Source organism: Streptomyces sp. NPDC089799 (assembly GCF_040684755.1).
Classification (GTDB): Bacteria; Actinomycetota; Actinomycetes; order Streptomycetales; family Streptomycetaceae; genus Streptomyces.
Genome location: NZ_JBFBGR010000019.1, coordinates 23,602 through 40,042, shown reverse-complemented (window position 1 = coordinate 40,042; position 16,441 = coordinate 23,602). Strand labels below are relative to the sequence as shown.

The following is a 16,441-nucleotide window of genomic DNA, read 5'->3' as shown; positions in this document are numbered from 1 at the left end:
GCTTTGGCGGACTCCGCGGACCCGGCGGACTCGGCGGCCGCCACCGTCGAGGCCGTGTACAGGATCGAGTCGGCGCGCATCATCGCCGGTGTGGCCCGCATCGTCCGCGACGTGGGCATCGCCGAGGAGCTCGCACAGGACGCACTCGTCGCCGCGCTCGAACAATGGCCCCGGGCCGGCATCCCCGACCGCCCGGGTGCCTGGCTCATGACCGCCGCCAGGCACCGGGCGATCGACCTCGTACGCCGCCGGGAGACGTACGCCCGCAAGCTCGCGGAGGTCGGCCGGACCCTGGAGGACGTACCGGCACCCGCCGAACCGGCGGACCCGCAGGACATCGACGACGACCTGCTCCGGCTGATCTTCACCGCCTGCCACCCCGTCCTGTCCACCGAGGCCCGGGTCGCGCTCACCCTGCGGCTGATGGGCGGCCTGACCACGCAGGAGATCGCCCGCGCCTTCCTCGTCGCCGAGCCGACCGTCGCCCAGCGCATCACCCGGGCGAAACGGTCCCTGGCCGCGGCCGACGTGCCCTTCGAAGTCCCCTACGGCGCCGACCGCGAGGCCCGCCTCGCCTCGGTGCTGGAGGTCATCTACCTGATCTTCAACGAGGGCTACGCCGCCACCTCGGGCGAGGACCTGCTCCGGCCCGCCCTGTGCGAGGACGCGCTGCGCCTGGCCCGGGTGCTGGCCGGACTCATGCCCGGGGAACCCGAGGTGCACGGCCTCGCCGCGCTCCTGGAGTTCCAGGCGTCCAGGACGGCCACCCGGACCGGACCCGACGGGGAGCCCGTCCTGCTCGCGGACCAGAACCGGACCCGCTGGAACCGGCTGCTCGTCCACCGGGGCCTGGAGGCGATGCGGCACGCCGGCACCGGCCCGTACTCCGTCCAGGCCGCCATCGCCGCCTGCCACGCGGCGGCCGTCCGCTACGAGGACACCGACTGGGCGACCATCGCCGCCCTCTACGGGCGGCTCGTCCTGCTCGTCCCGTCCCCGGTGGTGGAGCTCAACCGGGCCGTGGCGGTCTCGATGGCCGACGGCCCGGAAGCCGCGCTGCCCCTGGTCGACGCACTGGCGGAGGAACCGGCGCTGCGCACCTACCACTTGCTGCCGAGCGTACGGGGCGACCTCCTGGAACGCCTCGGCCGGCCGGAGGAAGCCCGCGCGGAGTTCGAACGCGCGGCCTCCCTCACCCACAACGCACGCGAACGCACCCTCCTCCGGGACCGCGCGTCCCGCCTGTAGCGGCGGCGCCCGCTAGTCCCACTGCTCGTCCGCGAGGGAGGCGACCGGCTGCGGCTTGCCGATGACGGCCAGGGCGATGAAGAAGCCGATCTGGCCGATCGCGATGGTCAGGGTGGCCATTGCCTTGTCGTCGTAGTGCTCGGCCGCCTCGGCGTACAGCTCGTCCGAGACGCGCTCCTTCCCGGGCGGCGCCGGCTGGAAGGTGGCCTCCACCAGGGCGAGGGCGGCCCGTTCGGCGTCCGTGAAGTACGGGGCGTCCTGCCAGCAGGCGACCGCGGTGATGCGCTCCTCGGACTCCCCCGCCTTGCGCAGGAAGCTGGTGTTCAGGACGGTCAGGTACGTGTTGCCGACGATCTGGCCGGCCCGCAGGTGCACGAGGTTCATCGTGGTGCGCGGCACCGAGCGGTTGCCCGTGGCCTTGAACAGGGCGGCGCTGATCTCGCTCAGCTCGGGCACGAACTCGCCGGGGTTCGGCATCCGGGAGATCGAGGTCTTCGCGGTCGGGTTCGTCATCGTCCTGCTCCTTGTTCGCGTTCCTTCGGCGTCTTCACAGCACTGACGTATGGGCTCGCGGGAATGTGACAGGGAGGACCGTGTGAAGCAGGTCACACCGGTGCGGGCGATGAGTTCGGGGCCCGGAGCCGGTCATGAGTGGGACGGCATCGACGCGAGGAAGGCCCGTTCATGACCCACACTCTCAGCACATCCCGGCACGTCGCTCCCGCCGCGCGCGCGTCGAGCGCCGCCGCGCGGCCCGCTCTCGCCGGGGGCGTGGTGGCGGGGCCGCTGTTCCTCGGTGCCGGTGTCGTCCAGGGCTCCGTACGGGACGGGTTCGACTTCACCCGGAACGCCATCAGCCAGCTCGCGCTCGGCTCGGCGGGGTGGATCCAGACGGTCAACTTCCTGCTGGCGGGCGCCCTGCTGGCGGCAGGAGCCGTCGGATTGCGCCGACTGCTGCGCGGAGGCACGGGCGGCACCTGGGGGCCGGTCCTGGTGGGGGTGTTCGCCGCGTCCTTCTGGGCCGCCGCGGCCTTCCCGGCCGATGCCGGGGCGGGCTTCCCGGCGGGTGCGCCCGACGGCACCACGATGAGCGGGCACGGTGCCGTCCATATGCTCTCCGGGACGGTCGGCTACCTTGCCCTGTGCGCCGCGTTCGTCGTCCTGGCCCGGCCGCTCGCCGCCCGCGGGCACCGCGGCTGGGCCGTGGCCTCGCGCCTGGCGCCCGTGGCCGTCCTCGCCGGGTTCATCGGCTCGGCCGGTTCCGTACTGGCCTTCACCACCGGCGCGGGCCTCGGTCTGGTGTGGCTGGCCGCGGTGACGGCCCGACTCGCCGGCGCCGCCACCACCACACACACGGCCCGCTAGGCCGGAGGCCACGGTCTAGGACGCGGCCTCGCCCGCGGCAACCGTGTCCGCGGCGACCGTGTCCGCGCGCTGCCCGCCCCCGGAGCGCCTGCGGCCGGCGGCGCCGTAGCCGCGGATCACCGCCGCCGAGGCGAGGATCAGCACGGCCGCCACCGTGCGCAGCGCCACGCCCATGGCGTCGGTGAAGGCGGCCGTCTGCGCGGGGTCCGCCGGGTTCCCGTGGAAGCGGGAGGCGAGCACCGTGCCGACCACGGCCACCCCGAGGGCCGCACCGATCTCCCGGGCGGCGGTGTTCAGCCCGGAGCCCAGCCCCGCCTGGTGCGGCGGCAGTTCCGTGACCACCGTCAGGGTCAGCGAGGGCGCGCACAGCCCGGTGCCCACCGACAGCACCAGCAGGTAGACGGCGTACACGGCGTACGGGGTGTCCGCGCCGACGGTGGACACCAGCAGGAGCCCGGCACCGATCAGCAGCAGGCCGGTCCCCACCGGCAGCCGGGGCCCGGTCCGTTCCGCGAGCCGCGCGCCCAGCCGGGGCACCAGCGCCATGCCGACGGTCAGCGGGACGATCGCCAGGCCCGCCAGGGCCGGCGAGAAGCCCTTGGCGTACTGCAGGTACTGGGCGTTGACGAAGAACAGGGAGAAGAGCCCGAAGAAGGCGGCACCGATGCCGAGCGTCCCCGCGCGCAGCCGGCGCGAGGCGAAGATCCGCGGATCCAGCAGGGGCCGGGAGGTGCGCAGCGCGTGCGCGGTGAAGGCGGCCAGCAGCACCGCTCCGGCCCCGAAGGAGCCCAGGACGCGGCCCGAGGACCAGCCGTACGAGGGCCCCTCGATGATGCCGTGGACCACGGCGAACAGCGCCCCGGCCAGGACCAGCGCCCCGAGCGGGTCGACGGCCGCGTCCGGGCGCGCGGGCGTACGGGGCACCGTGCGGGCCACGGCGAGGGCGAGCAGGGCGGCCAGCGGGACGACCGTCCAGAACAGGGCGCGCCAGGTCAGGAACTCCCCTGCCAGGCCGCCGCCCACGTTGCCCGCCAGGCCCCCGAGGCCGGCGGACAGCGTCCAGGTGGCGAGGGCCTGCCCGCGCCGCTCGGGCGGGGTGAGGTGGACGAGTACGGACATGGTGGCGGGCATGATCAGCGCCGCTCCGGCCCCGCACAGTCCGCGTCCGGCGATCAGCGTGGCCGGGTCGGCGGCGAGCGCGCTGAGCGCCCCGCCGGCGGCGAACAGGCCGAGCCCGGCCAGCAGGGCGCCCTTGCGGCCGTAGCGGTCGCCCAGTGCGCCGGCGGGGATCAGCAGCGCGGCGAACACGAGCACGTACGCGTCGACGGTCCACAACAGCTGGGCCGGGCCCGGGTGCAGGCCGGAGGCGGCGAGCTGCGGTATCAGCAGGTTGACGGCGGCGACCATGCCCTGGGCGACGAGCACGCAGGCGCACAGGACGTACAGGGCGGGTCGGGACAGTCCGGGTGGTGCGGTGTCGGCGGGCCGGACCGGCGCCGGGGTGCGGGCATGACGGAGCACTGCAACTCCTCGTGATCAATGGATGGTTGACGGGGCGGAAGGCCGGCCGGACTCGATCACCCCGGAACCACCGTAGGGTTGGCACGACCTGCTTTCCAGTGCAAGTTCCGCAAGGGATGAATGCGTGTGACGCAATCCGGCTTGGACCTCAACCTGCTGGTGGCCCTCGACGTCCTCCTTGAGGAGTCGAGCGTGTCCCGGGCCGCCGCCCGCCTGCACCTGTCCGAACCCGCCATGAGCCGGACCCTGGGCCGGATCCGCAAGGCCCTCGGCGACCCCGTGCTGGTCCGGGCGGGGCGGACCATGGTCCCCACCCCGCACGCGCTCTCCGTGCAGGGCGAGGTCCGGGCGGTGGTGGAGCGGGCCCGCGGGCTGTTCCTGGCGGGCGGTCAGGTCGACCTGGCCACCCTGACCCGCACCTTCACCGTCCTGGCCCACGACTCCTTCGCGGCCGCGTTCGGGGCGGCGCTCTTCCGGCGGACGGGCACCGAGGCGCCCGGTGTCCGGCTGCGCTTCCTGTCCGAGAGCCACGTCGACCTGCCGGTGCTGCGCGAAGGCGTCGCGGACCTGGAGATCGGCGTCATCGACACCCGTTCACCCGAGGTGCGGACCGAGCACCTCTTCGACGACCGGATGCTGGGCGTCGTACGACCCGGTCATCCGCTGCTGCGCGGCACCGTCACCGCCCGCCGGTTCGCCGCCGGGGAGCACCTGACCGTCTCCCGGCGCGGCCGGCTGGAGGGGCCGGTGGACACCGCGCTCGCCGAACTGGGCCTGTCCCGGCAGGTGGTGGGCGGCGTGGCCTCCTCCCCCGCCTCCTTCTTCATCCTCCGGGAGACCGACCTGATCGGACTGATCTCCTCCCGCACCGCCCGACAGGCCGAGGCGCTCGGCCTCGTCACCTTCGACATCCCGCTGGACCTCCCGCCGCTGCCGGTCGGCATGGCCTGGCACCCCCGCCACGACGCCGACCCGGCACACGTCTGGCTGCGCGCCTGCGCCCGCGAGCTGCTGCCGTCCTGACGCCGCCTTCGATGAGCGGCCCGCTCCGGCGGGACGGTACTGTGGCGCGGCCACCCGCCCATCAGTCCCCCGGCCGACGGCGTCCCCGCGGCACCGTCGGCCATGTCCCACCCGCTCGCAAGGAGCACCACGCACATGTCGATACCGCCTCAGCCGCCGTCCCAGCCGTACCCGCCGTCGGGACCGCAGCCGTACCCTCAGGCGGGACCGCAGCCGTACCCGCAGGCGGGACCGTACGGTCAGCCGGCGCCGTACGGCGTCCCCGGCCCGCAGGGCTACTTCCCCCAGCCGCAGAAGACCAACGTCCTCGCCGTCATCGCGTTCGTGATGTCGATCGTCTGCGCGATCCCGCTGGTCCCGATCGTCCTCGGCCTCATCGCCCTCTCCCAGATCCGCAAGGGCGGCGAGAAGGGCAAGGGCCTGGCCATCGCGGCCCTCGTCATCCACGGCCTGACGATCGCCTTCTACGCCGTCTTCCTGACGCTCGGCCTGTCCGGCGCGCTGGACGACGACCCGAAGCGCGACACCAGCGGCCAGATCACCGCCCCGGGCGCCAGCGACGTACAGGACATCCGCAAGGGCGACTGCTTCAACACCAAGGACGACCTGACGAAGGTCGAGGAGGGCGACGGCACCCAGGCCCGCCTCTCGGTGCAGACCGTGCCCTGCGACCAGCCCCACGAGGGTGAGGCGTACGCCGTGTTCAACCTGGACAACGGCATCTACCCCGGCGAGAGCAAGGTCGTCAAGATCGCCGAGGAGAAGTGCGGCGGACAGGCGCTCGCCGACTACGTCGGCGACGCCGCGAAGCTCCCGAACAACCTGGAGGTCTTCTACTACTACCCCCAGGCCGCCAGCTGGACCCTCGGCGACCGCGAGGTCACCTGCTTCCTGAGCAACACCGGCGGCACGAGCACCGGCTCCGCCCGCACCACCACCACTTCCTGACACCGCACTTTCCCCCACCACGGGCCCGTCGGCGCACCCCGCACCGCCGGGCCCGCGGCGTCCCCACACCCTCCATCCGTCCTTGTCGTTCCGTGACGGTCGTCGGGGTCAAGGGTGGCCCAAAGGGCCATCGCCCTCCGGGCGACGCGACGAAGGAGCGCCCTTGACGCCGACGGCCGGCACGGAAGGACAATCAGGACTGACGGGCAGCCCCCGGGCACCTGCTCGCTCCCGTCCAGGCGGAGCCCTGCCGCTATTCGCTTGCGTGCCCTGACCACTTGAGCGAAGGTCGACCGACACCCCCGAACGCAGAGAACGAGCAGATGACCGCGACCACGCCCACATCCGCGCCCACGCCCGCCACCACACCCGGCGCAGACGTCGACCACGAGCTCATCCAGGCCGCGGCCGAAGTCGCCCGTACCCACTGCCGGGGCGACAACCACACCATGGCGGCCGCCGCCCGCGCCGAGAACGGGCGGATCGTCACCGCCGTGAACGCCTACCACTTCACCGGCGGACCGTGCGCCGAACTGGTCGTGATCGGCGCGGCTGCCGGCCAGGGCCTCCACGCACTGGACACGATCGTCGCCGTCGGTGATCGCGACCGGGGTGTCGTTCCCCCCTGCGGCCGGTGCCGCCAGGTCCTCCTCGACTACTTCCCCAACCTCAACGTCATCGTCGGCGAGGGCGACCGCATCCGTACGGTCCGCATCACGGACCTGCTGCCCGAGACCTACGTCTGGGCCGACCACCAGCTCGACGCCGGGTAGGCAGCAGGCAGGCAGCCAGGCCGGCCGGCAGGCCGACAGCGCCTCACGATCCGCTCGGACCGAGCAGGTCAGGTGGCGGGCAGGCGCATGCCGAGCCTGCCGCTCAGGATGCGTGCGGTGGTGCGTACTTCCTCGCCCGTCGCCCCTTCGGCCACGGCGCCGAAGACGGCGAGGGCGAGCTTGGCCTCGCGGTAGGTGAGCATGGGCAGGCGTTCAGGCTCTGCCTCGGTGTCCAGTTCCTCGGACACGATGTCGGTGTAGAGATCGTCGAGCGTCACGCCGAACCCAACGCCCGGCCGTGCCGCTGGTTACTCGGTCGGACCGGCGTGCGATCCCCTCCACTCCTGGACGAGCAGGCCGAGCAGCACCTCGTCCAGGAACTCGCCCATCACCCAGGCCGAGGAGCGCAGCACGCCCTCGCGGACGAAGCCGTTGCGCTCGGCGGAACGCAGCATCGCGGTGTTGTCCGACAGCGTCTCGATCTGCAGCCGCTGCAGGCTGCGTACGACGAACCCGTACCGGCACAGCACCGCGACCACATCCGTGCCGTAGCCCTTGCCCCGGGCGGAAGGCAGCAGCCCCAACCCGATGTGCGCGGAGCGGTTGTGGTTGTCGATGCCCCACAGCACCGCGCTGCCGATCAGCGTGCCGCCCTCCAGTTCCACCACGGAGAACTGGACGGACCTCTCCTGGTCCTCGTCCACCACGAGCCGCGGATCCTTCGATCCGGGCGTGATCGGTCGCCACGGCCCGCTCTCGGACCGCGCGGAGTTGACCACGTCGTCGTAGAGCTCCGTCCGCAGGATCGGGATGTCTTCCTCGTACCGGGCCCTGAGCCCGACCGCGCTGCCTCTTAGCATGCGGACTTCATAACCGGCCGGGCTCGTCGGCGGCAATCCAATATGCCCCTGGGGCTGCCCGGCGACCTGGGCAGCCCCAGCGACAGCCGGTCGGTCAGACGGACGAGGCGACCACCTCGCCCGAGATGACCTGGGGCGGGTTGGGAAGGAGGGACGCCAGGTTGTCTCGGACGAAATCCGCGGCCGTGGCGATGGACTGCTCGGCTCCGGCGCGGTCCTGGAAGACGCTGGTCGAGGCCATCACCCCGTTCCCGGCGTCGATCCAGTAGTAGGCGACGAAGCCGGGGACCTTGCGCATGAGCGGCACGAAGCCCTCCTGCACGATGCGGGCCGCCTCGGCCGCATCGGTCACTCCTTCGTACCGCCGGACTGCTGCGTACATGGCCGGTCTCCTCCATGGCTACTGCTTCGGTGTCGGGTTCGTCGTCTGCCTGGACGGCGTACCCCGGAGGCGGCCGGCCCGCTCACCGACGGTGCCGCATTCACCGGAAGGACCCGTACGCGTGATCCGAACGGCGGCCTCTCGACCTGTCAGAGGAGTACGCCGCCTCTCGACCTGTCAGAAGAGTTCGTCCAGAAGCTGATAGAACGTCATCTTGTCCTTCTCCACGCGCTGGGCTCCATAGCGGGTGAGGAAGTGTTCGGCGTAGGCCGGGCCGAACCACGGGTCCTCGTCGATCTCAAGTTCACGCGCGGCCAGCGCGAGGTCGGCGTGGCGGTCGGCGCGGCCGAGGCGGCCGACGTCGATGACGCCGGTGACCTCGCAGGTGTCGGGGTCGAGGAGGATGTTGTTGGGGCAGAGGTCGCCGTGGCAGACGACCAGGTCCTCGTCGTCCGGTCGGGTGCGGTCCAGCTCGGCGAGGAGTTGCTCGCCGCTCCAGCCCTCGTGCTCCTCCTGGAGGTCTTCGAGGTCGACCAGGCCGGCGCTGACGTTGTGGCGGGCCTCGGCGACCGTCACCGCCAGGGTGCGGTCGAACGGGCAGTCGTCCACGGGCAGCTCGTGCAGCGCCCGGGCCAGGCCGGCGATCGCCTCGACCACGGCGAAGCGCTGGTGCTCGGGCCACTCCTCGGAGGCGGGGACGCCCGGCAGGGCCTCGGTGACCAGCCAGCCGGAGGTGTCGTCGGCGCCGCGCTCGACGATACGGGGGGCCGGGATGCCGTGCCGGGCCAGCCATTCGAGCCGGTCCGCTTCGCCGGCCAGGTCGAAGGCCCAATTCTCCGGGGCGTCCTGATCGGCGCGCGGGGCGATTTTGGCGTAGAGCTCGGGTTCGTGTCCGGTGAGGTGGTAAACGAAGGCTCCCGAATCGCCTTCGTTCACGGAAGTCCATTCGTGGTGCGGGTATTTCCGGCGTAACGTGCTGTCCATGGACGGCATCATGGCAGAACACGAAGAGCCGTCCCGGCGGTTTTGACGGGGCCTGAATGGTTTCGGACACCGTTTATCCCGGGCCACTTCCCGTTCCGGCGGGAGCCGCTTCCTCCGTTCCCTCCTCTCCCTGCGCCTCCTCCGCCTCCGCCGCCTCCTCCGCCTGCTCCGCGTCCACCCCCGCCTCCTCCCCCGCCCCGTCGAACTGTTCCGCACACGGCGAGAAGTACGCCTCGGCGAGCAACCGCAGGTAGGCCGTCTCCGCAGCCAGGTCGCCGGTGTCCTGGCTGAGGGCGAGGGCGTCGGCGGCCGGGTACGGGGCGGCGCCCGCGAGCTTGGCGGCACGGGCGCGGCGCAGCTCGCACGCCGTGACGAGGATCAGGGCCCGGTCGGGCGGGCCCCCGTGCCGGGCCATGTGGCGGGCGACGTGGGCGCGGGCGCTGCCGGAAATGGCCGGATCCGCGTACTGGGCGAGGGCGAGGAGGGCGTCGCGGATCTCGATGGACTTCCGGTAGGCGACCAGCCGCCACGACAGGTGCGGCTGGAGGAGGGTCAGCACGCGGCTGCTGCTCTCGCCGAGTTCGACCTGCGGTACGGCGTCCACCAGGTCCTTCCACAAGGGCCAGATGCGCCAGACGGTCCGGGCGTGGGCGAGGGCGCGGCGCAGTTCGAGGAAGCTGGGGACCAGCAGTGCGGCCGCCCGCAGTACGGCGTGCAGGCTGAGCAGGAAGCAGTGCAGGGCGCCGGGGGTGGAGTCGGCGGCGAGCAGGACCAGGTGGCCCAGCCAGAACGCGCCGACGAGGGCGGTGCCCCAGCCGAACAGGCCGAGGCTGAGGTTGAGGGAGCGGTTGGTGCCGCGCCGCCCGTACGTCCAGCAGACCCGGACACAGGCGGCGCAGGCCACCGTGTGGGCGGCGATGACCAGCAGCCAGTACGCGGTGGCGGGGTCGCGCGCCAGGGTGAAGGGCGGTCCGTGGTGCTGTTCCGGTCCGCGGGCGAGGGCGGCGAGCGCCAGCAGGACGGCCATGACGGCGACGGTGGCCAGGAGGACGGTGCCACTGCGACGGCGGCCGGTGGTGTGGACGGCGAAGTGCAGTACGGCGCCCGCGGAGACGATGCCGGCCTGGTTCTTGGTGACGGCGATCCAGCGGGCGGAGCCGGTGAGGGAGGCGAGGTGGTCACCGACGGGCTGCAGGTTGATGGTCATCGCGGCGGCCGCGGCGACCACGGCGAGCCAGAGGGCGCGCTGGTGCGGGTGGCGGATCGCGGGGCGGAAGCGCAGCAGGGCCGCCGTCCACAGGAGGCAGACGCCGAGGACGTCCAGGGTGGGAGCCCAGCCGCCGGATAAGTCACAGCTCATCGTCGGTGCTCACCCCGAGAGCGGCGTGCAGTTTGCCGTAGGCGTCCATGGGGCGGCGGTGTCGGCCGGTGCCGGTCTCGCCGGTGCGGATCAGGCTGGCCAGCATCTCGGCCTCCTGTTCCTGCCGGGTGGAGTAGTTGGCGCGGGCCAGCATCCGGCGGACCAGGCGCGGGCTGAGGTCGCCGAACAGTTCGGCGAACGGTCCGCCGGGCAGGGCCGGACCGGTGGTGGCGTGGTGGTCGAGGAGCATGTGGCCGATCTCGTGCAGGACGATGTGTTCGCGGTGGGAGCGGGCGGTGCGCTGCTCGTAGAAGATGTGGTCGTCGGTGTCGGTGGCGATCCACAGACCGCAGGCACCGGCCACCGCGGCCTGGTCGGGCAGCGGGTGGAGGTGGAGGGGGCGCCCGCGGTATGCGGAGAGGTGGGCGCACAGCGTCTCGATGGCGAAGGGGTGGGGGAGGTCGAGCTGACCCAGCAGCGGCCGACAGCGTCGGCGCAGCCTGGCGATCCTGTACGACATGCGGGTGTACCGTTCGGCCTTCCTCGGCGATGCGGGCGTCGGTGCACGGACCCGCTGCGTCGGCCGTACCCGTACCCGTGCCCCTTCCCGTTCTCGCCGGGCCGCACGGCCGGTCCGGCACACGGCCGCTCCGGCACACGGCCGCTCCGGCACGCAGCCGGTCCGGCGCACGGCCGGTCCGGCGCACGGCCGGTCGCAACCGAGGATGCGACCGAGGCCACGGCTCCCGGCGCGGGCGTGGCTTCCCGGCACGGGCGGGCCGGCAGCCCGCCCGTGTGGCGGCACGGCCGGTCCACGGGGGTCGGGGTGGGCCCGGCGCGGGTGTGGCGGTGCCGCGGTACGGGCGCCCCGGGGTGGGGATCGCGGTGAAGTCAGGAGGGGCGGGCGGGCGGCCGGCAGCGACCGTGGTCTAGGTCCTGCGGTGCGGCCTGTGGTGCGTCACCACTCCGCTGCGAAGAAATCGAAGAGAAAAGGGAATACGTTTCTTCGGCGCCCGGATCGTCTACGGGAATGAGGTACGGCCGGCCCTGCGGGCGCATTCGCTCCGCGGCCCCGCCCATCGATACGAGAAAGAATGACAGCCTCCCCATGCACGGCGCGTTGCCCCACGACGCCTGCGGCCATTGGTCAGTGACCCCCGTTGATGCTGCCCCCGTTGTGCTTCGCGCTTCGCGCTTCGTTCTTTACTCTTCACTCGGCATTACTCGGCATTACTCGGCACTTCCCGGCCTTTCCTGCACCCCCGGCCGGGTCGTACCGTGTGGATGCACGCAGACGTACCCAGACATGCCCAGATGTACTCGGACACACACAGACGGACGTACGCGGCGTGCTCAGCCCCCGTCCGGTGTGCCCGCCGGCCGCTCCTCGTCGTCGACCGACCCGAGGTTCTGCACCTTGCGGGCCGCGTCGACCATGATCAGCAACGCGTCGAGGCTCTCTGCGGACAGCCCCTCCGCCCGCAGGGCGAGATTGCGCACCCGGGCGTCGCGGAGCGCCGCGGCCAGCTTCAGCTGGGCGTTGACCCGCTCGGCCGTCTCCTCGTTGAGGAAGTACTCGGGCGGCACCCCGAAGAACTCGGCCAGGACGTCCAGCTGTTCCAGCGTGACGTTCCGCTTCTTGCCCTTGGCGAGCTCCCAGAGGTAGGTGCCGGAGATGGTCCCGCCGGTGGTCTCGCGGATCTCCTTCGCCAGCCGGGCGTATCCCGGGCGCTTGCGCTCGTCCGGGTACAGGGCGGCGATCAGCTCGTTGAGCCGCTGGTCGAACCTCCGCAGCAGTGGTCGCTCCGCAGGCTCGGGACCTGGCCCGCCGTCGGTCATACGCGTTCCCCCTCGACTCGCCCGACCCCGTCCCGCCCGGCTTCATCGCGCCGCCGGTCGGGGGCCCGTCGCGCTCCCGCGCCACCGGACATTCCCACCCGCTGTAGCGGACAACACTCGATCAGTCATTAAACAACCATCAGCTGGCATTGACAACTTGATGTCAGGTCAGCTTACGATCACCCCCAGCTTCATCCGCTAAAGCGAACAACACCCGCCCGGGGGTCCTCCGGGCGCTCCTGATCCGGAGGTTCGGCTCGATGAAGGCCCTGGTGTTCGAAGCCCCCGGGCGGGCGGTGCTCACCCACCGGGACGTCCCCTCCCCGGCACCCGGCGAGGCCCTCGTCCGCATCGCCTACAACTCGGTGTGCGGCAGCGACCTGTCGTTCTACAAGGGGGTCTGGCACGGCTCCACGTATCCCGTCGTCCCCGGCCACGAGTGGAGCGGAACGGTCGCCGAGGTCAACGGCCCCGACACGTCCCACCTGGTCGGCGCCAACGTGGTCGGCGACCTCACCTGCTCCTGCGGGGTCTGCGCGCACTGCTCCGCCGGTACGCCCACCCTCTGCGAGGACCTCCAGGAACTCGGCTTCACCCGCGACGGCGCCTGCGCCGAGTACATGACCATCCCGGTCGCCAACCTCAAGCGGCTCCCGGACGCCCTCCCGCTGCGCGCCGCCTGCCAGGCGGAGGCCCTCGCGGTCGCGCTCAACGCGGTCGACCGCCTCGGCGTGTCGCCCGGCGAGAAGGTGGCGGTCACCGGAGCCGGCGGCATCGGCCTGCTGCTCGTCCAGGCGGCCCGCCTGCGCGGCGGCATCGTCACCGCGGTCGCCGAGCCGGTGCCCGAACGCCGCGACGCCGCACGGGCGATGGGCGTGCCGCTCGCGGTGCCCGGGGAGCCGGGCGCCCTGGTCGAGCTGGTGCGGAAGAACCCGGAGGCGGTGCCCGACGTGGTCCTGGAGGCCTCCGGCTACCCCTCCGCGGTGCAGGAGGCCATGGAGGCCGTCCGCCCGGGCGGACGCGTCGGCCTGGTCGGCTACCGCCTGGAGGAGACCGGGCCGATGGCCCCGCACCACATCGTGCTGAAGGTCCTGACCGTGCGGGCCTCGATGGGTCCCGGCACCCGGTTCGACGAGGCCATCGACGTGCTGGCGGCCGGCACGGTCGACGTGGACTCCCTCCTCAGCCACGAGTTCGCGCTCGACGACCACGACAAGGCACTGGACCTGGCACTGCGCCGCGCGGACGGCAACACCCGCTCCTACTTCAACCTCCGCGCCTGAACGGGCCCGGCCGCGCACCCACACCCGAACGTGCCCGGCCGCGCACCACGCCCGAACACTGCCGAGACCCCCGAACACAACAGAAGGCACAGCACACGCCCGAACGCACCCGACAAGGAAGGACCCCATGGTTTCCCGGTTAGCCGTCAAGGGCGGCGACGCGGTACGCACGCGTCCCTGGCCCGTCTGGCCCCAGCCCGCCCCGGGCGTTCCCGGCGCGGTGGCGGACGTACTCGCCTCGGGCCGCTGGTCGATCAGCGGCCCGTACCGCGGTACGGACTCCTACGAGCGGCGCTTCGCCCGCGCCTTCGCCGCGTACAACGGGGTGGCGCACTGCGTGCCCGCCGCCAGCGGCACCGCCAGCCTGATGCTGGCCCTGGAGGCGTGCGGGGTGGGCGCCGGCGACGAGGTGATCGTCCCCGGCCTGTCCTGGGTCGCCTCCGGCTCCACGATCCTCGGCGTCAACGCCGTCCCGGTCTTCTGCGACGTGGACCCCGAGACCCTCTGCCTCGACCCGGCGGCCGTGGAGGCGCAGATCACCGAGCGCACCCGGGCGATCGTCGTGGTCCACCTCTACTCGGCGCTGGCCGACATGGACGCCCTGACCGGGATCGCCGAGCGGTACGGGCTGCCGCTGATCGAGGACTGCGCGCAGGCCCACGGCGCCACCTACCGGGGTGTCCGTGTGGGTGCCCTGGCCACCGCCGGCACCTTCAGCATGCAGCACAGCAAGGTGCTCACCAGCGGCGAGGGCGGCGCGGTGATCACCCGGGACGCGGACTTCGCACGCCGAGTGGAGCACCTGCGGGCCGACGGCCGCTGCCTGACCGACGCCCCGCCCGCGCCCGGCGCGATGGAGCTCGTCGAGACGGGCGAGCTGATGGGCAACAACCGCTGCATCTCGGAGTTCCAGGCCGCCATCCTCACCGAGCAGCTGACCGCCCTCGACGCGCAGAACGAGCGCCGCCGCGCGAACGCCGCACTGCTCGACGAGCGCCTGGCCGGGCTCGGCCTGCGCCCGCAGTCCACCTCCGCGGGCACCACCTCGCGCACGTACTACACGTACGCGGTACGGCTGCCCGACGGGCAGTTCGAGGACACGCCGATCAGCGCCGTGACCGAGGCGCTCAGCGCGGAGCTCGGCTTCCCCGCCCTCCCCTGCTACGCCCCGATCCCGGCCAACCGGCTGTACGCCCCGCACACCCGCAGGCGTTACACGCTGGGCCTGGACCACGAGGAGCGGATCGACCCCAAGCGGTTCGCGCTGCCGGTGTGCGAGGAAGCGGCCCGCCGGACCGTGACCCTGCACCACACCGCCCTGCTCGGCGACGCCGAGGACATGGAAGACATCGCCGCGGCCTTCGGCAAGGTCCTGCGGCACGGCGCCGAACTGGCGCCCGGCGCCGGACCGGCGCACGGAGCCGGACCGGCGCACCTCGCCGACCCGGCGCACGTCGCCGACCCGGCGCTTTGACGGCGACCGGCCGGCGCTCCGACGGCGGCACCCAGCCGCGTCCAGGCCCGCGAACCCCCGGAGGATCGGGATATCCCATGCAGGTCACACCCATAGCGATGGAAGACGCGTCATTCCCCTACCGGCTCGGCACCGACTGCTCCGAGGACGTCGTCGGACGCCTCGCCGCGTACGGGGCCAGCAGGTACCTGGTGGTGGCGGACACCACGGTGGCCGAGCTGTACGGCATCGGCCTGACCGCCCGCATCGAGCAGGAGGCCGGCCCGGCCCGGCTGCTCGTCCACGAGGTGGGCGAGGTGAACAAGGGGCTCGCCACCGTCGGCGCCCTCGCCGAGCAGGCCCTGGAACACGGGGCCGACCGCCGCTCCGTGGTCGTCGCCCTCGGCGGCGGAGTCACCGGAAACATCGCCGGCCTGCTGGCCGCGCTCCTGTTCCGAGGCATCCGCCTGGTCCACGTGCCCACCACGGTGGTGGCCATGCTGGACTCGGTGCTGTCGCTGAAGCAGGCGGTGAACGCCACGTTCGGCAAGAACCTGGTCGGCACCTTCCACCAGCCGATCGAGGTGCTCGCCGACACCGCGATGCTGCGCACCCTGCCGGAGCGGGAGATCCGCTCGGGCATGGGCGAGGTCGTCAAGAACGCCCTCGCGATCCGGCCGTCGATGCTTCCCCGGCTCGGCGCCTCGCTGCGCCCCGACGCCCGCTACGACGACGAGACGATGCGCTGGATCATCGCCGAGAGCCTCGCCGCCAAGGCGGACGTCACCCGGGACGACAAGCACGAGCGGCGGGCCGGCCTGGTGCTGGAGTACGGGCACACCGTCGGGCACGCCATCGAGCACGCCTCGCACGGGCAGGTCGCGCACGGGTCCGGGGTGGCGGTGGGCATGACCGTGGCGGCGGAGGTGTCCCGGCTGATGGGCCACACCGACGGCGATCTGGTGTCGCTGCACCGCGAGCTGGTCACGGCGGCCGGGGTGGAGCCCGCGATCCCCGCGTCCGTCGATCCCGCCCGGGTGAAGAACTGGCTGACCTACGACAACAAGCGCGGCTATCTGGAACACCGGGCCGGGCACACGCCGATGGTGCTGCTGTCGGCGCCGGGGCAGGTGCTGCACACCGGGGCGATGCCGCTGGTGCCGGTGCCGCTGGCGCTGCTGGACGAGGTCGTGGACGGAGCGGTGGCCCGGGGTGCGGGCGCGGGTGCGGGTGCGGGTGCGGACCGCGGGCCCGCCGGGGACGGTGCCGCCTACGCGGCTGCCGGGCCGGTGCGGTAGCGGCTCGCGCCGACGGCGGTCCCCTGCCGGTGTGGCTCCCGCCCCTTCCCCTGAGGGCGGGTGCGCCGCACCGGCAGTGGTCCGCGTCGGCGGCGGGTCTCCTT

The 16,441-nt window shown here is 72.7% G+C and carries 17 protein-coding genes; 8 read left to right on the top strand and 9 right to left on the bottom strand.

All coding sequences use genetic code 11. The features are described 5' to 3' along the window. Positions 1–3 precede the first annotated feature (3 nt). Positions 4–1,248 (top strand): RNA polymerase sigma factor, encoded by a 1,245-nt coding sequence (locus AB0O36_RS21475; RefSeq protein ID WP_365112756.1) that lies wholly within the window; start codon positions 4–6, stop codon positions 1,246–1,248. Between the two features lie 12 nt (positions 1,249–1,260). Here the strand turns inward: AB0O36_RS21475 and AB0O36_RS21470 are convergent, their stop codons facing one another. Next, positions 1,261–1,761, bottom strand: coding sequence for a carboxymuconolactone decarboxylase family protein (locus AB0O36_RS21470; protein ID WP_365112753.1), 501 nt, complete (start codon positions 1,759–1,761; stop codon positions 1,261–1,263). 171 nt (positions 1,762–1,932) lie between these two features. On the opposite strand from AB0O36_RS21470, the gene AB0O36_RS21465 reads away from it, so the two are divergent. After that, entirely contained in the window at positions 1,933–2,613 is a 681-nt protein-coding gene (locus AB0O36_RS21465; protein ID WP_365112750.1) for a DUF998 domain-containing protein, read from the top strand. 15 nt (positions 2,614–2,628) lie between these two features. Here AB0O36_RS21465 and AB0O36_RS21460 read toward each other — a convergent pair whose 3' ends face one another. Then, on the bottom strand, positions 2,629–4,074 hold the full coding sequence (locus AB0O36_RS21460; RefSeq protein WP_365112956.1) for an MFS transporter: 1,446 nt from the start codon (positions 4,072–4,074) through the stop codon (positions 2,629–2,631). 180 nt (positions 4,075–4,254) lie between these two features. Between AB0O36_RS21460 and AB0O36_RS21455 the strand changes: the two genes are divergently transcribed. The 3 genes from AB0O36_RS21455 to AB0O36_RS21445 all read left to right on the top strand — a co-directional run bounded on the left by AB0O36_RS21455 (position 4,255) and on the right by AB0O36_RS21445 (position 6,878). Further along, complete coding sequence (locus AB0O36_RS21455; RefSeq protein WP_365112747.1) at positions 4,255–5,157, top strand: LysR family transcriptional regulator; 903 nt, start codon at positions 4,255–4,257, stop codon at positions 5,155–5,157. Positions 5,158–5,292: 135 nt separating this feature from the next. Next, a complete protein-coding gene (locus tag AB0O36_RS21450; RefSeq protein ID WP_365112745.1) occupies positions 5,293–6,105 on the top strand; it encodes a DUF4190 domain-containing protein in 813 nt (270 codons plus the stop codon). A gap of 323 nt (positions 6,106–6,428) precedes the next feature. Beyond that, positions 6,429–6,878 (top strand): cytidine deaminase, encoded by a 450-nt coding sequence (locus tag AB0O36_RS21445; protein WP_365112743.1) that lies wholly within the window; start codon positions 6,429–6,431, stop codon positions 6,876–6,878. A 68-nt stretch (positions 6,879–6,946) separates the two neighbouring features. Here AB0O36_RS21445 and AB0O36_RS21440 read toward each other — a convergent pair whose 3' ends face one another. The 7 genes from AB0O36_RS21440 to AB0O36_RS21410 form a co-directional block, all read right to left on the bottom strand. Then, positions 6,947–7,156 (bottom strand): hypothetical protein, encoded by a 210-nt coding sequence (locus AB0O36_RS21440; protein WP_365112740.1) that lies wholly within the window; start codon positions 7,154–7,156, stop codon positions 6,947–6,949. 30 nt (positions 7,157–7,186) lie between these two features. Beyond that, positions 7,187–7,738 (bottom strand): GNAT family protein, encoded by a 552-nt coding sequence (locus AB0O36_RS21435; protein ID WP_365112737.1) that lies wholly within the window; start codon positions 7,736–7,738, stop codon positions 7,187–7,189. Positions 7,739–7,832: 94 nt separating this feature from the next. After that, on the bottom strand, positions 7,833–8,120 hold the full coding sequence (locus AB0O36_RS21430) for a hypothetical protein (RefSeq protein WP_365112734.1): 288 nt from the start codon (positions 8,118–8,120) through the stop codon (positions 7,833–7,835). 177 nt (positions 8,121–8,297) lie between these two features. Further along, the gene (locus tag AB0O36_RS21425) at positions 8,298–9,104 is read right to left on the bottom strand and encodes an APH(3')-V family aminoglycoside O-phosphotransferase (protein WP_365112732.1); all 807 of its coding nucleotides are present in this window, start codon (positions 9,102–9,104) and stop codon (positions 8,298–8,300) included. Positions 9,105–9,177: 73 nt separating this feature from the next. Next, complete coding sequence (locus AB0O36_RS21420) at positions 9,178–10,464, bottom strand: MAB_1171c family putative transporter (RefSeq protein ID WP_365112729.1); 1,287 nt, start codon at positions 10,462–10,464, stop codon at positions 9,178–9,180. Next, entirely contained in the window at positions 10,454–10,984 is a 531-nt protein-coding gene (locus AB0O36_RS21415) for a hypothetical protein (RefSeq protein ID WP_365112727.1), read from the bottom strand. Before AB0O36_RS21415 ends, AB0O36_RS21420 begins: the two co-directional genes overlap by 11 nt. An 833-nt stretch (positions 10,985–11,817) precedes the next feature. Beyond that, positions 11,818–12,303 carry a hypothetical protein gene (locus AB0O36_RS21410; protein ID WP_365112724.1) on the bottom strand — a complete coding sequence of 162 codons (486 nt, stop codon included), beginning with the start codon at positions 12,301–12,303 and terminating at the stop codon, positions 11,818–11,820. A 260-nt stretch (positions 12,304–12,563) separates the two neighbouring features. Here AB0O36_RS21410 and AB0O36_RS21405 point away from each other — a divergent pair, with 260 nt between their 5' ends. From AB0O36_RS21405 to AB0O36_RS21395, 3 genes are all read left to right on the top strand, one after another. Then, positions 12,564–13,586: an alcohol dehydrogenase catalytic domain-containing protein gene (locus AB0O36_RS21405; RefSeq protein WP_365112721.1), complete on the top strand. Its 1,023-nt coding sequence runs from the start codon at positions 12,564–12,566 to the stop codon at positions 13,584–13,586. Positions 13,587–13,713: 127 nt separating this feature from the next. Beyond that, positions 13,714–15,060 carry a DegT/DnrJ/EryC1/StrS family aminotransferase gene (locus AB0O36_RS21400; RefSeq protein ID WP_365112719.1) on the top strand — a complete coding sequence of 449 codons (1,347 nt, stop codon included), beginning with the start codon at positions 13,714–13,716 and terminating at the stop codon, positions 15,058–15,060. A gap of 98 nt (positions 15,061–15,158) precedes the next feature. Next, on the top strand, positions 15,159–16,337 hold the full coding sequence (locus tag AB0O36_RS21395) for a 2-deoxy-scyllo-inosose synthase (RefSeq protein WP_365112716.1): 1,179 nt from the start codon (positions 15,159–15,161) through the stop codon (positions 16,335–16,337). Positions 16,338–16,441: the final 104 nt, after the last annotated feature.

Excerpts from the sequence above, each read along its gene's own strand:
- AB0O36_RS21470 (WP_365112753.1), bottom strand. The coding sequence starts at position 1,761 with ATGACGAACCCGACCGCGAAGACCTCGATCTCCCGGATGCCGAACCCC.
- AB0O36_RS21395 (WP_365112716.1), top strand. The coding sequence starts at position 15,159 with ATGGAAGACGCGTCATTCCCCTACCGGCTCGGCACCGACTGCTCCGAG.
- AB0O36_RS21450 (WP_365112745.1), top strand. The coding sequence starts at position 5,293 with ATGTCGATACCGCCTCAGCCGCCGTCCCAGCCGTACCCGCCGTCGGGA.
- AB0O36_RS21405 (WP_365112721.1), top strand. The coding sequence starts at position 12,564 with ATGAAGGCCCTGGTGTTCGAAGCCCCCGGGCGGGCGGTGCTCACCCAC.
- AB0O36_RS21465 (WP_365112750.1), top strand. The coding sequence starts at position 1,933 with ATGACCCACACTCTCAGCACATCCCGGCACGTCGCTCCCGCCGCGCGC.
- AB0O36_RS21435 (WP_365112737.1), bottom strand. The coding sequence starts at position 7,738 with ATGCTAAGAGGCAGCGCGGTCGGGCTCAGGGCCCGGTACGAGGAAGAC.
- AB0O36_RS21445 (WP_365112743.1), top strand. The coding sequence starts at position 6,429 with ATGACCGCGACCACGCCCACATCCGCGCCCACGCCCGCCACCACACCC.
- AB0O36_RS21415 (WP_365112727.1), bottom strand. The coding sequence starts at position 10,984 with ATGTCGTACAGGATCGCCAGGCTGCGCCGACGCTGTCGGCCGCTGCTG.
- AB0O36_RS21455 (WP_365112747.1), top strand. The coding sequence starts at position 4,255 with ATGCGTGTGACGCAATCCGGCTTGGACCTCAACCTGCTGGTGGCCCTC.
- AB0O36_RS21400 (WP_365112719.1), top strand. The coding sequence starts at position 13,714 with ATGGTTTCCCGGTTAGCCGTCAAGGGCGGCGACGCGGTACGCACGCGT.
- AB0O36_RS21430 (WP_365112734.1), bottom strand. The coding sequence starts at position 8,120 with ATGTACGCAGCAGTCCGGCGGTACGAAGGAGTGACCGATGCGGCCGAG.
- AB0O36_RS21425 (WP_365112732.1), bottom strand. The coding sequence starts at position 9,104 with ATGGACAGCACGTTACGCCGGAAATACCCGCACCACGAATGGACTTCC.
- AB0O36_RS21420 (WP_365112729.1), bottom strand. The coding sequence starts at position 10,464 with ATGAGCTGTGACTTATCCGGCGGCTGGGCTCCCACCCTGGACGTCCTC.
- AB0O36_RS21410 (WP_365112724.1), bottom strand. The coding sequence starts at position 12,303 with ATGACCGACGGCGGGCCAGGTCCCGAGCCTGCGGAGCGACCACTGCTG.